Genomic DNA, 12,980 nt, shown 5'->3' with positions numbered 1-12,980 from the left:
CGGGCGCGGGCTGCGGGCCGGCTGACTGGAGCGGGCGGCCATCCCTCATACGGACCCCGATTGAATGGCTTACAAAGCCGTTCCATCCGAGCGGATGCGACTCGTAGAGCTGCTCCGCAGAGGAGGAGCTGGGCGGGTTCCCGACGTGGAGTTGGCAACCCGGTGATGTCCCGGGTTGCCAATGGAACGGACGGGGTCCGCTCAGTCGCCGCTGACGGCGTGCGCGTACTCGTAGCCCAGGCCGGGGGTGTCGGCCTGGCCGCGCGTGCCGGCGGGCGTGCCACGGTCGATGGCGGCCTCGGTGGTGGTGTCGAAGGCGTGCATGCGGGTCTGGTCGATCAGCAGTTCGATGGGATCGCCGGGCAGCACGGTCGCCTGTCCCTCGACCTTCACGGTCAGGTGCTGGCCGTTCACGTCGACGATCAGGTCGGTCTGGGCGCCCAGCGGCTCGACGACCACGACCTGTCCCTTCAGGACGTTGGTGCCGTGGGGCAGGTCGGTCATGCCGACCACGCCGACGTGCTCGGGACGGATGCCCATGAACACGTCCTTGCCCTCGTGCGCCTTGACGCTCTGCGCGAGGCGGCCCATGGGGGCCACGCGGTTCTGGCCGATCACGAACTCGCCGTTCTGGATCGTGGCGGTCACGAAGTTCATGCTGGGGCTGCCGATGAAGCCGGCCACGAACTTGTTCTGCGGGAAGTCGTAGAGGTTCATGGGCGTGTCCACCTGCATGATCACGCCGTCACGCATGACGACGATGCGGTTGCCGAGCGTCATGGCCTCGACCTGGTCGTGCGTCACGTAGACGATGGTGGCGCCCAGGCGGCGGTGCAGCTGGCTGATCTGCGAGCGCATCTCGACGCGCAGCTTGGCGTCCAGGTTGGAGAGCGGCTCGTCCATCAGGAAGACCTTCGGTTCGCGGACGATGGCGCGGCCCATCGCGACGCGCTGGCGCTGACCGCCGGACAGTTCCTTGGGTTTGCGGCCCAGCAGGTGCTCCATCTGGAGGATCTTGGCGGCCTCGCGCACGCGCTTGTCGATCTCGTCCTTGGGGGTCTTGCGGAGCTTCAGGCCGAAGGCCATGTTGTCGTACACGTTCATGTGCGGGTACAGGGCGTAGTTCTGGAACACCATGGCGATGTCGCGGTCCTTGGGCGGCACGTCGTTCACGACGCGGTCGCCGATCTTCAGGATGCCGTCACTGATGTCTTCGAGGCCGGCGATCATGCGCAGCGTGGTGGACTTCCCGCAGCCGGACGGCCCGACGAAGACCATGAATTCACGGTCCTGGATGTGCAGGTTGAAGTCCTTCACCGCGTGGTGCTTGCTGCCGTAGCGCTTGTTGATGTGCTCGAGGATGACTTCTGCCATGGTATGCCTACCTTTTGCCCCTACTCTTACCCGTGAGTGGCTCAACGCCCGCGCCGCGGAGGTTGAAGATCGGGTAACCGGGGTACACGAACGAGAATGCCCGGGGTTTACGCTGACGCCTTGCTGACAGCCCGCAGTTTATCACGCCTGCCCCGACGGAAAACGCGCGGCGGGACGGGCGTCCAGACAGCGTCCTCAAGGGCAGGTCCGGCTGGGGCGTTCCGGGCGTGGCGCCAGAGCGGGCCGGTTCAGTACGCGACGCCGCTGCGGGTGAGCATCAGTTTCAGTTCGTGCGGGCTGGTCGCGGCGGCCAGGGCCTCGTCCATGGTGATCAGGGTGTTGCGGTACAGCTGCGCGAGGTGCTGGTCGAAGGTGTGCATGCCGCGGATGTTGTCCTCGATCAGGGCGTCCTTGATCAGGTGGGTCTTGTTCTCGTCTTTCACGTACTCCTGGATCAGGGGCGTGTTCATCATGATTTCCAGGCCCAGCACGCGCCCCACGCCGTCCGCGCGGCGCAGCAGGCGCTGGCTGATGATGCCGACCAGCGACTCGGCCAGTTGCAGGCGCACCTGATCGCGCTCGTAGGGCGGGAAGAAATCGATGATGCGGTTCACGCTGCGCACGGCGTCCTGGGTGTGCAGGGTACTCAGGACGAGGTGACCGGTCTGCGCGGCCGAGAGGGCAGCCTCCACGGTTTCCTTGTCGCGCATCTCGCCGATCATGATCACGTCCGGGTCCTGGCGCATGGCGTACTTCAGGGCGGTGCGGAAGTCGCGGGTGTCGCTGCCGATCTCGCGCTGCACGACGATGCTCTTCTTGTTCTTGTGCAGGATCTCGATGGGGTCCTCGACCGTGATGATGTTGTACGCGAACGAGCGGTTCACGTGGTCGATCAGGCTGGCCAGGGTGGTGGTCTTGCCGCTGCCGGTGGGGCCGGTCACGAGAATCAGGCCGCGCGGCGCGTCGGCCAGTTGCCGCAGCACGTCGGCCGGGAGGCCCAGCGCGTCGAAACCGGGAATGGCGTCCGAGACGATGCGCATGACCATGCCGACCGCGCCGCGCTGCCGGAACACGTTGCAGCGGAAGCGGCCCAGCCCGGAGACGCTGTACGCGAGGTCGAGTTCGTTGCGGTACGTGAAGTCGTCCCACTGGTCGGCGGTCATCAGGGCCTGCGCGAGCATCTGCGTGTCGGGCGGCATGAGCGGCTGCGTGCCGAACGGCACGAGCTGTCCGTCGATGCGGCCCATGGGGGGACTGCCGGCCTGCAGGTGCACGTCCGAGGCGCGGCGGGTGACCATCTCGCGCAGCAGTTCGTCGAGGGTCACTCGGGGCTCACCGTGGACTGGCTCACCGTGGACTGGCCTGCCGCAGCGTGGGGGGCGAGGGGCATGTTGTCGATCAGCCGCACCCCGGACAGGCGGGCGGCCACGAGGACGCGGTTCATGGGATCATTGTCCACGATTTCCCTTTCATGCATGTCACGGCCCACGACACTCAGGTAATCCAGGCTCAGGTCCGGGTCGGTGTTCAGGACGTCCAGCCCGGCCTGCCGCAGCGCGGCGCTGCGGCGTTCCCCGCCCGCGTACGCGGCCTGCACGGCCCGCAGCGCCCGCGACAGCACGGCCGCCCGGGCGCGCTGGTCGGCCGACAGGTAGGCGTTGCGGCTGCTGAGTGCCAGCCCGCTGGCCTCGCGGACGGTGGGAACGCCGCGCACGTCCACGTTCAGGTTCAGGTCGCGGACCATGCGGCGCACGACGGCCAGCTGCTGCCAGTCCTTCTCGCCGAACAGCGCCACGTCCGGGCGCACGAGGTTCAGGAGTTTCAGCACGACGGTCGCCACGCCCGTGAAGTGACCGGGCCGCGCCGCGCCGTCGAGCGGTTCGCTGACGCCGGACACGCTGACGCTGGTGCTGAAGCCGTCCGGGTACATGGTGGGCACGTCCGGGTGGAACAGCAGGTCCGCGCCCGCCTCGCCTGCCACGCGCCGGTCGCCGTCCAGGTCGCGGGGGTAGCGGCTGAGGTCCTCGTTCGGCCCGAATTGCAGGGGGTTCACGAACACACTGACGACCACGCGCCCGCCGGGCACGGCCGCCCGCGCCGCGCGGATCAGGGCGGCGTGCCCCTCGTGCAGGGCGCCCATGGTGGGCACGAAGGCCACCGTCTGCCCGCGCAGCGCGGCGCGCAGGTCGGCGGGGTCCGTGATCAGGGTCGGTGTGGCGGGTGCGGGTTGCTGGTCGGCATCCGTCTCGGGTGGGAGGGTCACGGCGTTAATTCCGGCCACCGTCCAGTTTCAGGGCGCCCGCTGCGGCGTCCAGCACCCAGGAGATCACGGCCAGGATGATCGCCCCGATGATCGCCGCGCCGAACCCCGCGACGTTCAGGGCGGTGGCGGCCGCCACGAGGTACAGCACCACGCCGTTCACGACCAGGGTGAACAGGCCCAGCGTCAGGATGTTCACGGGCAGCGACAGCAGCAGCAGCACCGGGCGGATCAGGGCGTTCACGATGCCCATGACCACGGCCGCGATCAGGATGCTCACGATGTCCGCGCCCGGCTCGAAGCTCACGCCGCCGTACACGCGGGCCAGCAGGTACAGGGCCAGTGCGTTCACCAGCAACCGAAGAATGAAACCCATGCCCGCAGGATACGGGATGCGCCGCGCCGGAATGGGAACGCGCGCAGGAAGGGGGCCTCTCCCCCATCTCCCTGCGCGCCGGACAACGTGGGCGGGCGTTACAGCCCGAAGCGGGCGTAGATGTCGTCCACGTGCCGCAGGTACCACGCCAGGTCGAAGGCGGCGTCGAGTTCGGCGTCGTTCAGGGGGTTTTCCGGGTCGGCCCTGAGCAGGTCGCGCAGGCCCTCGCCGGTCTCCCAGCTCTGCAGGGCGTTGCGCTGCACCAGGGTGTAGGCGGCCTCGCGCGTCATGCCTTTCTCGTCGATCAGGGCGTGCAGGACGCGCTGGCTGAACACCAGCCCGCCCAGGTCGTTCAGGTTTTTCAGCATGCGGTCCGGGAACACCACGAGGTCGCGCAGCACGCCGGTCAGGCGGCGCGCGGCGTAACTGGCCGCGCTCGTGGCGTCGGGCAGGATGACGCGTTCGGCGCTGGAGTGGCTGATGTCGCGTTCGTGCCACAGGGCCACGTTCTCCAGGCCGGTGGTCAGGAAGCCGCGCAGCAGCCGCGCGAAGCCCGTGACGTTCTCGGTCAGGATGGGGTTCTTCTTGTGCGGCATGGAGGAACTGCCGGTCTGGCCCTTCCCGAAGGGTTCCATGGCCTCGCGGACCTCGCTGCGTTGCAGGTGGCGGATCTCCACGGCGATGCGTTCCAGGGTCGTGCCGAAGATCGCCAGGGCCGAGAGCACCTCGGCGTGACGGTCGCGGGCGAGGGTCTGGTTGGTGACGGGCGCGGCCTGCCAGCCCCACGCGGCGGCGACTTCCTCCTCGACTTTCGGGGAGACGTGCGCGTACGTGCCGACGCTGCCGGACAGCATGACGACCTGCACGCGCTTGCGGGCGGCGTGCAGGCGTTCGAGGTCGCGGTCCAGGGTGGCCATCCAGTTCAGGAATTTCAGGCCGAAGGTCATGGGTTCGGCGTGAATGCCGTGCGTGCGGCCCACGGTGGGCGTGTGCTTGAACGCCACGGCCTGCGTGCGGCAGACCTCGCGCAGCGCCTCGGCGTCCGTGATGATGATGCCGAGTGCCTCGTCGAGCAGCAGGTTCTGCGCGGTGTCGACCACGTCGGTACTTGTCAGGCCGTGGTGCACGAAGCGGGCTTCCTCGCCGTAGCGTTCGGTCAGGGCGCGGGTGAACGCGACGATGTCGTGGCGGGTGACGGCCTCGATCTCCGCGACCTTCTGCGCGAAGGCCTCGTCGAGGGGGTCGGCCTCGCTGCGGGCGGTCAGGGCGGCGTGCGCCTCGGCGGGCACCTCGCCGTGGTTCGCCTGGGCGTGCATGGCGGCCAGTTCGACGCGCAGCCACGCGCGGTACTTGCTGGCCTCGCTCCAGAGGACCTTCATCTCGGGGGTCAGGTAACGGTCAATCACGCCCCCGACGCTAACACGCCCGCGTCCCCGCCCGCCGCACGGTGTCCAGTCCGGGCGCCGTTCATAGGGACTCCGGTTGAATGGGCTGCAAAGCCCGCTGGGTCCGAGCGGATGCGACTCGGAGAGCTGCGCCGCAGAGCAGGAGAAAAACGCCCCTCCGGACGTGGAGCTGGCAATCCGGTGAACTTCCGGATGGTCGGCGAACCAAACGGCAGTCCGTATCAGCGGGCCGGGGCGGGGCCGGGGGACGTGAGCGTGACGCGGTCACTGATCCCCGCCCACAGCAGGCGGTGGCCGGGCACGTGCAGCGCCCCGAGCGGCAGGAAGGACCGCCAGCGCGGGTCGAAGGGCACGGCGTCCGGCAGGCCGGCGGCGCGTTGCAGGGCGTTCTGGTAGGTGGCGCAGTCGAAGGCGTTCAGCTGCCCGTTCAGCTGGTACGGCGCGCCGCTCAGGCGGCGGATCTCGGCGTTCAGTGCGCGCAGGTGCGTCTCCCGGACACCCGCGTCGATGACCAGGATCAGGTCACGTTCGAGCAGGCTGGAGACCGGGCGCAGGCGCGCGCCGGTGCCGACCACGCCGGTCTCCTCGCTGAGGTTGTCGGCGCTGACCTTGCGGGTCAGGTGCGTGCAGGCGCCCCAGACGGCTCCGGTGTGCTGACAGGCGACGATCACGCTGCCGACCGGGGCGCGGCGGATCGCCTCGGGCAGCGGCAGCACCCGCGACTGCGGCAGGAGCGAGCGGTCGGTCAGGTCGGCGGGTTGCCACGCGGCGTCCGGAACGGCCGCGAGGCGGCCCAGGTCCGGGCCGACCGGCGCGGGCAGGCACCCGGACAGCAGGACGGGCAGCGCGCAGATGAGGGGCAGCGCGGCGAGACGGGTGGGGGGGCGCAGGGTCACCCCTCCAGTGTGAGGGACGCGGGTACACTGCGGTCCGTGAACGGGTGGAAGTGTGCGGGGGGGCAGGCGTGCTGATCGGTCTGGTCGTGCTGATGCTGCTCAGCATCAACCTGGGCGGCCTGATGAGCGTGATCCTGCAACTCGGGCGAGGCGAGTGGCTGGCGGGACTGGGCTCGCTGGTGACGCTGATCGTGGTGGACGCGCTGGGCTTCCGGGTACTGCGCGGCCTGCGCGGGCAGGACTGATACGGACTCCGATCGACTGGCTTACAAAGCCGTTCCATCCGAGCGGATGCGACTCGGAGAGCTGCTCCGCAGAGCAGGAGAAAAACGCCTCTCCGGACGTGGAGCTGGCAATCCGGTGAACTTCCGGATGGTCGGCGAAACAAACGGCAGTCCGTATGAAGGGCCAGCGACAGGCGGGGCGTGGGCTGTGGCTTCGCTTGCCGTGCGGCGGGGCGGGCTGCGGCAGACTGCGGGGCGTGAGTGAGGCCGCAGAACTTCTCCCGGCAGAGCCGGCATTCCGGCACGCGTTCCGTGCGTACTCGCCGGCGGATTACGGGTTCCCGCTGCCGGACGGGCACCGTTTCCCGTACTACAAGTACGAGGGGGTGCGGCGTCGCCTGTCCCCGCTGCTGCCGGTGCTGGACACCCCGGCGCTGCGCTGGGCGGACGCGGCGCGCGTGCATGACCCGCACTGGCTGCGGCGCTGGCGGCGCGGTGAGGTGGACCGGCACGAGGAACGTGCCTTCGGGCTGCCGTGGTCGCCGGGCGTGGTCGAGCGGGCGCGGCGGGCGGCCGGGGGGTCGCTGGCGGCGCTGCACGACGCGCGGCGGGTCGGGTGGGGCGCGAATCTGGCGGGCGGCACGCACCACGCGTTCCGGGACCGCGCCGAGGGGTTCTGTCTGGTGAACGACGCGGCGATCCTGACCCGCCTCGCGCTGGATGACGGACTGGCGCGGCGCGTGGCGGTCGTGGACCTGGACGTGCATCAGGGGAACGGCACGGCGGCGCTGCTGGCGGGCGAGGCGCGGGCTTTCACGCTGAGCGTGCATGGCGAGCGCAACTACCCGTTTCGCAAGGAGGTCAGTTCGCTGGACATCGGGCTGGGGGACGGCGTGACGGACGCCGAGTACCTGTCTGTGCTGCGGGAGCGGGTGCTGCCGGCGCTGGAGGCGTTCCGGCCGGACCTGCTGCTGTACCTCGCGGGAGCGGACGTGCTGGCCGGGGACCGGTTCGGGCGCTTCGCGCTGACGCTGGGCGGCGTGCGCGAGCGTAACCGCGCGGTGCTGGGCTGGGCGCGCGGGGCGGGGGTGCCGGTCGTGACCATGATGGCCGGGGGGTACAACCGGGATCATGCGCTGACGGTCGAGGCGCACGCGAGCGTGGTGCTGGACGCGCTGGACCTGCTGGTCTGATACGGATTCCGTTTGTTTCGCTGACAACCCGGAAGTTCACCGGATTGCCAGCTCCACGTCCGGAACCCGGTTTGCTCCTCCTGTGCGGAGCAGCTCTCCGAGTCGCATCCGCTCGGATGGAACGGCTTTGTAAGCCAGTCGATCGGAGTCCGGATGAGGGGCGCGGCGGTGGGCGGGGTGGAAGGGGCGAGCCGTGCCCGATACGGACGGCCATCTGTCCCGTTGACAGCCCGGAAAAACGCCGGATTGCCGACTTCATGCCTGGCAGTCCTCTGGGCTCCCGCGCTGCGGCGCTGCTCTCTGGGTCGCTTCACTTGGAGTGGAGGGGTTTGGCAACCCACCCGCGCGGGGTCAGAATGACGGCACTTTCCGATCTGTATTGATTTACATTTCACACTGTGAGCCATGAACGTTTCAGGGTTGTACAAGGGTTGTACACTCCGGTCACACGAGCAGGACCAGCCACCCTCCATCCTCCCCCGAGCACACAGGAGTCGCCATGACGTACCTTGCCCCCACCACCCTGCCCCAGACCCACGACCTGAACCGCACGGTGCGCCGTGGCCAGACCCTGTACTACGCCGGAGACAGCGCCCCCAGCCTCTACCGCCTGGAAAGCGGCCTGATGCGCGCCGTGCGCCTCACCCCCCAGGGCCGCAACCTGACCGTGCGGCACATCCGCCCCGGCGACATCTTCGGCGAGGAGTGCCTGCACGGCCAGACACGCGGCCACCAGGTCGTCGCCCTCACCGACACGGTCCTGACCCCCATCCACCCGCAGCACCTCAGTGCCGCCGAACTGTGGGACCTGACCCGCAGCCTCAGCGCCCAGCTGCAGCGCATGATGACCGACGGCGTGCACATCCAGGACGGCGACCTGCGCGAACGCATCGCCCGCTACCTGCTGAACCTCGCCGACAGCACCCTGGGCGGCGCCCACAGCGACGGCACCCGCTTCGTGCGGGCCACGCACGAACTGATCGCCGAGGGCACCGGCGCCACCCGTGAGAGCGTCAGCAAACTGATCGGCGAGATGCGCGACGACGGCCTGCTGAGCCCCGCCTACCGCTGCCTGACCCTGACCGACGAGGACGGCCTGCGCCTCCTGAGCGGCTACCACGGCTGAACACCGCATCACCCCACCAGCGCCGCCCGTCCGAGTGAGGACTGGCGGCGTTCTCGCGTCACCGGAGCCACGGCGCACCAGAGCAACGGTCAGACATTCTGTCCGGCGCGTAGAATTGCGGGCATGCGTATTCGCCTGGACCCCTGGCCCGTGGACATCGAGGGCGGGCAACTGACCCTTAAGGACTTCAACGGTGAGATTCAAGACGTCGAAACGCCGCGCTGGGCGGCCATTCCCGCACGGCCCATCCCGGAACGGCTGCGGCAGGTGTTCGTCGTGGACGGCAAACGCCGCATGGAATCCCGCCTGTTCATCGAGGACGACCACGGCCAGAGCGGCCTGGGCGGCTTCGGCGCGTACGTGGTGGGCGCCGTCGAACTGTGCCCGCACGGCACCCGGCAGGCGGAACTGCGGGCCGTGAAGGCCGCCCGCATCCTGGCGCACGCCCCGGACCTGCGGATCGACCCCATGACCCTCTCACCGCGCCACCCGCATACCGGGCAGCTGGAGTACACGCCCGTGCCCATGACCGGCACGGACGCCCTGGCCGCCCTGAACGTCCTGCAACAGCACATGCTGGCCGCCGAGCAGAACCTCTCGCACGATCTGGCGTCCAGGGTCCCGGCGGACGATCAGGATGACCGCGAGTGGCTGAGTGCCCTGACCGTGCAGGACGGCACGTTGCGCGGCCGGAACCTGAACGGCGCGGTGGTCGGCTGCGTGAAGACCATGGAGACCATGTACCTGCCGGCCGACCGGGCCTCGCTGCTGAGCGAACTGAAACCCGGCGAGCGCACCCCGGTCATGCGCATGACGTACAGCAACGGGCAGTTCACGCGCCTGATCTGGTACGTGCGGCTGTGCGAGGCCGCGTTCTACCAGCATCCCATGGCGGGCGTCATGCGCCTGGAGATGTTCGCGCCGGACGATCCCAGTTTCCTGCCGCCCATCGTCCGGCAGGTCGCGAACCTCAGCGGCACGCTGCTGCGGCGGCTGGGCAGTCACGCGCACAAGGACCCGCGCGCGCCGCAGAACCTGATTCCCACGGCGGCGCTGGAACAGGCGATGGGCCGCAGCATGGGCAGCGCGGACCTCGTGACGCGCCGCATCCGGGCGCACATCGCGGGCCTGCAGGGGGTCGCGTGACGAACCGGAAGTTCGGCGGCCCGGACGTGACGGGCGCGCAGGTGGGCATGGTGCTGGGCACGCAGGACGTGACACCCGTGAGTTTCTGGTTCGCGGTACTGCCCGGCGCGAGCGTGCAACTCGACGATCTGGTGGCCGTGCAGACGCGCAAACCGGACGGGTCGTTCGTGAACTTCTACGGGATCGTGGATCACGTCCGGACCCGGCATGAGGGCGTGACCTTCGACAGTGACGTGCAGGATGTCGCGGCGGGCCTGCTGCCGGCCAGCGTGAGTTACGCGGCGCGGGTGCTGGTGACGCGCGTGAACCCCGAGAATTTCATTCCGCCGCAGCCGGGCGACGGGGTGCGGCACGCGCGGGGCGACGACCTGCGCATGGCCCTGAGTGCCGACAAGATGGGCGAGAAGGCCTTCCCCGGCGGGCTGCTGGCAGACGGGCAGGTGCTGCCGGTCAACTACCGCTTCGTGAACGGCGAGAACGGCGGGCACATCAACATCAGCGGGATCTCGGGCGTGGCGACCAAGACCAGTTATGCGCTGTTCCTGCTGCATTCCATCTTCCGCAGTGGCGTGATGGGCACGGGCGCGTCGGCGGGGCGCGCGCTGATCTTCAACGTGAAGGGCGAGGACCTGCTGTTCCTGGACAAGCGCAACCGCGAGGTCGAGTCCCGCGAGGCGCAGGCTCAGGCGCAGAAGGGCCTCCCGGACCACCGTTACGCGCTGATGGGCCTGCCGGTCGAGGCGTTCCGGGACGTGCAGTTCCTCGCGCCGCCCCGGCCGGGCAGTGCGGGCGCGGCGATCGTGCCGCACGTCGAGCAGCGCGGCGAGGGGGTCACGCCGTTCCTGTACTCGCTGCGGGAGTTCTGTGCGCGCCGCATGCTGCCGTACGTGTTCGTGGACCGGGACGCGAGCGTGAACCTGGGCTTCGTGATCGGCAGCATCGAGGAGCGCCTGTACCGCATGGCGCAGCCCAGCGCGGGCGGCACGGCCGACACACCGTACCTGACCGTGGAGGACTGGCAGCCCGACACCGAGCAGGTGCTGGACGAGGACGTGCGTTTCGACGAGATGGGCAGCGTGCGCATCAGCACCTTCGCGCAGCTGGTCGCGTACCTGGAGTACAAACTGCTCGACGCGAACGACGGCGAGGGCGACCGCAAATGGGTGGGCAAGCAGTCCCCGGCCACCCTCCAGGCCTTCATCCGCCGCCTGCGGGGCGTGCAGAAGCACCTGACGCCGCTGGTGCGCGGCGACGTGAGTGCCGATCAGGCCGCCCGCTTCCGCCCGGACCCGCTGAAGCCCGGCGTGCAGACGACCGTGGTGGACATCCACACGCTGTCCGCCACGGCGCAGATGTTCATCGTGGGCGTGCTGCTGCGCGACCTGTTCGAACACAAGGAACGCGTGGGGCGGCAGGATACGGTGTTCGTGGTCCTGGACGAGCTGAACAAGTACGCCCCCCGCGACGGCGACAGCCCCATCAAGGACGTGCTGCTGGACATCGCCGAGCGTGGCCGCAGCCTGGGCATCATCCTGATCGGCGCGCAGCAGACGGCCAGCGAGGTCGAGCGGCGCATCGTGTCGAACGCCGCGATCCGCGTGGTGGGCCGCCTGGACCTCGCGGAGGCCGAGCGGCCCGAGTACCGCTTCCTGCCGCAGAGTTTCCGCGCGCGCGCCGGGATCCTGCAACCCGGCACCATGCTGGTCAGCCAGCCGGACGTGCCCAACCCGGTGCTGGTCAACTACCCCTTCCCCGCCTGGGCCACCCGCCTGGACGAGGTGGACGACCTGCAAGGCAAGAAGGTCGAGGAGGTCGGCGAGGACTGGCTGTACTGAGGACTCCGGTTGAGTGGTTTGCGAAGACGGCTCAACCGGAGTTCCATGAGGCGGGGGCGGGCCGGGAGAACCTGCTCCGGACCCGCCCCCGCGGTACGCAGCGGCCTGGAGCCGTTCTCCGAAATGGAGGCATCGGAAGTCTGTTGTTCCGATGCCTCCATTCGCTGCTTCGCCGCTGTGCCATACGGACTGCCGTTTGTTTCGCCGACAATCCGGAACTGCACCGGATTGCCAGCTCCACGTCCGGAACCCGCTTCTCTCCTACTCGCTTCGCTCGGATTGAACGGGCTTTGCAGCCCATTCAATCGGAGTCCGTATCAGTCCGTCCGGCCATGAAGAGGCAGTATTCATGGCCAGTGCTCTACAGGGAGTGCACCAGGATCGGCTGTGTGGTCGGTTGCGGGCTACCGCCCGGGGGTTCCACGCTGACCGCGATGGTCTGCCCGGCGCCGGTCTGTGCGGCCGGAATCAGGATGCCCTGCCCGTCGAACATGCCGGCCGGTACAGGCTGCCCTCCCTGGATACGCCAGAGCTGGTAGGCGCGCTCGCTGGGAGCGGCGGCCGTCAGGTGCAGGTAGGCGCGGCCGTCCGGGAGGCGGATCAGCTGTCCGAGCGGCTGCCCGGCCGTCGACAGTTCCTGCGTGACCGCGCCGGGGGTCCGCGCGAACTCGCTGAGGGTGTCGGTGGGGGGCGCCGGACGCAGCAGCAGTACCCCGAGCGTGATGGCCGCGACCAGCCCCAGCAGGCCGCCGCGCCAGCTCCCCCACGCGGAGCGGGCGGTGACCGGGGCCGCCGGGCGTCCCGGCGCGGTCGTGTCCGGCCCGGAGGCCGCGGGGAACAGCGGCACGTTCGCCGTGGGCGGGGCCGCCTGCGGGTGGGTGGTCAGACGCTCGGACTGCAGGCGGGCCAGCAGCCTCTCCTCGGCCCCGTCCGGCACGTCTGCGGCGGGCAGGTCGTCCGGCAGGCGGTGCAGGGCTTCCAGGTCCGCGCGGTACTCGGCCTGCAGGGCCGGATCGGCGTTCAGGGCGGCCTGGACACGCGCCTCCTCCTCGGGGGTCAACAGGCCCAATGCCAGGGCCAGAAGGTCGTCTCGGTTTATGGTCACGTGTTATTCACCTGCCTTGATCATGGTGGGGGGAGCGGG

The 12,980-nt window shown here is 69.4% G+C and carries 12 protein-coding genes; 5 read left to right on the top strand and 7 right to left on the bottom strand.

Annotated elements, in window-relative coordinates; translation table 11 throughout:
• Nucleotides 1-201 precede the first annotated feature (201 nt).
• From ABDZ66_RS02230 to ABDZ66_RS02205, 6 genes are all read right to left on the bottom strand, one after another.
• A complete protein-coding gene (locus ABDZ66_RS02230) occupies nucleotides 202-1,374 on the bottom strand; it encodes an ABC transporter ATP-binding protein (protein WP_343755564.1) in 1,173 nt (390 codons plus the stop codon).
• Between the two features lie 248 nt (nucleotides 1,375-1,622).
• The gene (locus ABDZ66_RS02225; RefSeq protein WP_343755562.1) at nucleotides 1,623-2,699 is read right to left on the bottom strand and encodes a type IV pilus twitching motility protein PilT; all 1,077 of its coding nucleotides are present in this window, start codon (nucleotides 2,697-2,699) and stop codon (nucleotides 1,623-1,625) included.
• Nucleotides 2,696-3,514 (bottom strand): pantoate--beta-alanine ligase, encoded by an 819-nt coding sequence (gene panC, locus ABDZ66_RS02220; protein ID WP_425544392.1) that lies wholly within the window; start codon nucleotides 3,512-3,514, stop codon nucleotides 2,696-2,698. Before panC ends, ABDZ66_RS02225 begins: the two co-directional genes overlap by 4 nt.
• A gap of 127 nt (nucleotides 3,515-3,641) precedes the next feature.
• Nucleotides 3,642-4,010, bottom strand: a complete 369-nt coding sequence (locus tag ABDZ66_RS02215; protein WP_343755560.1) for a phage holin family protein — start codon at nucleotides 4,008-4,010, stop codon at nucleotides 3,642-3,644.
• Nucleotides 4,011-4,108: 98 nt separating this feature from the next.
• A complete protein-coding gene (gene purB / locus ABDZ66_RS02210; RefSeq protein ID WP_343755558.1) occupies nucleotides 4,109-5,416 on the bottom strand; it encodes an adenylosuccinate lyase in 1,308 nt (435 codons plus the stop codon).
• Nucleotides 5,417-5,637: 221 nt separating this feature from the next.
• Nucleotides 5,638-6,312 (bottom strand): hypothetical protein, encoded by a 675-nt coding sequence (locus ABDZ66_RS02205; protein ID WP_343755556.1) that lies wholly within the window; start codon nucleotides 6,310-6,312, stop codon nucleotides 5,638-5,640.
• A gap of 68 nt (nucleotides 6,313-6,380) precedes the next feature.
• Here ABDZ66_RS02205 and ABDZ66_RS02200 point away from each other — a divergent pair, with 68 nt between their 5' ends.
• From ABDZ66_RS02200 to ABDZ66_RS02180, 5 genes are all read left to right on the top strand, one after another.
• Complete coding sequence (locus ABDZ66_RS02200) at nucleotides 6,381-6,557, top strand: hypothetical protein (RefSeq protein ID WP_168174535.1); 177 nt, start codon at nucleotides 6,381-6,383, stop codon at nucleotides 6,555-6,557.
• A 236-nt stretch (nucleotides 6,558-6,793) separates the two neighbouring features.
• Complete coding sequence (locus ABDZ66_RS02195; protein ID WP_343755552.1) at nucleotides 6,794-7,729, top strand: histone deacetylase family protein; 936 nt, start codon at nucleotides 6,794-6,796, stop codon at nucleotides 7,727-7,729.
• Nucleotides 7,730-8,228: 499 nt separating this feature from the next.
• Entirely contained in the window at nucleotides 8,229-8,855 is a 627-nt protein-coding gene (locus tag ABDZ66_RS02190; protein ID WP_343755550.1) for a Crp/Fnr family transcriptional regulator, read from the top strand.
• Nucleotides 8,856-8,978: 123 nt separating this feature from the next.
• Nucleotides 8,979-10,001, top strand: a complete 1,023-nt coding sequence (locus ABDZ66_RS02185) for a nuclease (RefSeq protein WP_189065572.1) — start codon at nucleotides 8,979-8,981, stop codon at nucleotides 9,999-10,001.
• Between the two features lie 47 nt (nucleotides 10,002-10,048).
• A complete protein-coding gene (locus ABDZ66_RS02180; RefSeq protein ID WP_343755845.1) occupies nucleotides 10,049-11,836 on the top strand; it encodes an ATP-binding protein in 1,788 nt (595 codons plus the stop codon).
• A 361-nt stretch (nucleotides 11,837-12,197) separates the two neighbouring features.
• On the opposite strand, the gene ABDZ66_RS02175 is transcribed toward ABDZ66_RS02180, so the two are convergent.
• Nucleotides 12,198-12,941 carry an anti-sigma factor gene (locus tag ABDZ66_RS02175; protein WP_343755546.1) on the bottom strand — a complete coding sequence of 248 codons (744 nt, stop codon included), beginning with the start codon at nucleotides 12,939-12,941 and terminating at the stop codon, nucleotides 12,198-12,200.
• Nucleotides 12,942-12,980 lie beyond the last annotated feature (39 nt).

This window comes from Deinococcus depolymerans, assembly GCF_039522025.1.
Classification (GTDB): domain Bacteria; phylum Deinococcota; class Deinococci; order Deinococcales; family Deinococcaceae; genus Deinococcus; species Deinococcus depolymerans.
This window is presented reverse-complemented; position numbering and strand designations above follow the sequence as displayed.